The sequence below is a fragment of the Mesorhizobium sp. M0998 genome (genome assembly GCF_040318885.1).
Classification (GTDB): domain Bacteria; phylum Pseudomonadota; class Alphaproteobacteria; order Rhizobiales; family Rhizobiaceae; genus Mesorhizobium.
This window is the reverse complement of sequence record NZ_JAMYND010000133.1, coordinates 1-636: the sequence shown is the minus strand read 5'-3', so window position 1 is coordinate 636 and position 636 is coordinate 1. Positions and strand designations below refer to the sequence as shown.

Annotated in this window: 2 protein-coding genes; both read left to right on the top strand. The window is 65.1% G+C overall.

The annotated features are described in order from the left end of the window. Window positions 1–15: 15 nt before the first annotated feature. Entirely contained in the window at window positions 16–369 is a 354-nt protein-coding gene (gene tnpA / locus NKH59_RS33430) for an IS66-like element accessory protein TnpA (protein ID WP_353024491.1), read from the top strand. Next, a complete protein-coding gene (tnpB, locus tag NKH59_RS33425; RefSeq protein WP_352452648.1) occupies window positions 366–563 on the top strand; it encodes an IS66 family insertion sequence element accessory protein TnpB in 198 nt (65 codons plus the stop codon). Before tnpA ends, tnpB begins: the two co-directional genes overlap by 4 nt. The last annotated feature ends 73 nt before the right edge of the window (window positions 564–636 follow it).

Here is a 636-nt window from a genome sequence, read left to right as displayed (position 1 = left end):
AGTTAGCAGCACAGCATGAGCCATGTGACGTTATTGACCGGACCGGAGCGTCGTCGTCGTTGGCGTGAAGAGGATCAGTGCCGGATCCTGGCCGCGGCATTCGCGCCCGGGTCCACGGTGGCGGCGGTAGCGCGTCAGTACGATGTCGCGACCAGCCTGATTTATAAGTGGCGCCGCACGATGAGAGCCCGCGAGACGGGCTTTGCCGAAGTTGTCGTGGCTCCCGATGAGCCTGTCGCCGCTTCGGTGCCGGCGGCATCCCCAGCGGTGATCGAGCTGGAGGTCGCCGGCAAGGTGCGGCTGCGGATTCCGCTGACCACGCCGCCGGCACTGGCGGCGGCGATGGTGAAGGCGCTGGGCGTTTCATGATCCCGGTTCCGAGCCAGGTGCGGATCTGGTTGGCGGTCGGCCGGACCGATATGCGTCGCGGAATGCAAGGCCTCGCCCTGCAGGTTCAGGAGACGTTGGGCCGGGATCCGCATTTATGCGTCGGGCGAGATTATGTGGCGGAGCCTTCCTGGTGCCAGCCTAGGCCCGCCGGTCCGGATTTTTCCGCCACATAATATTTAGATGCTGTTCAGCAGTTGCAGAACGGCGTCGTTCGGTCGGAAACGCACGCCGTGGTCGCCGGCGACG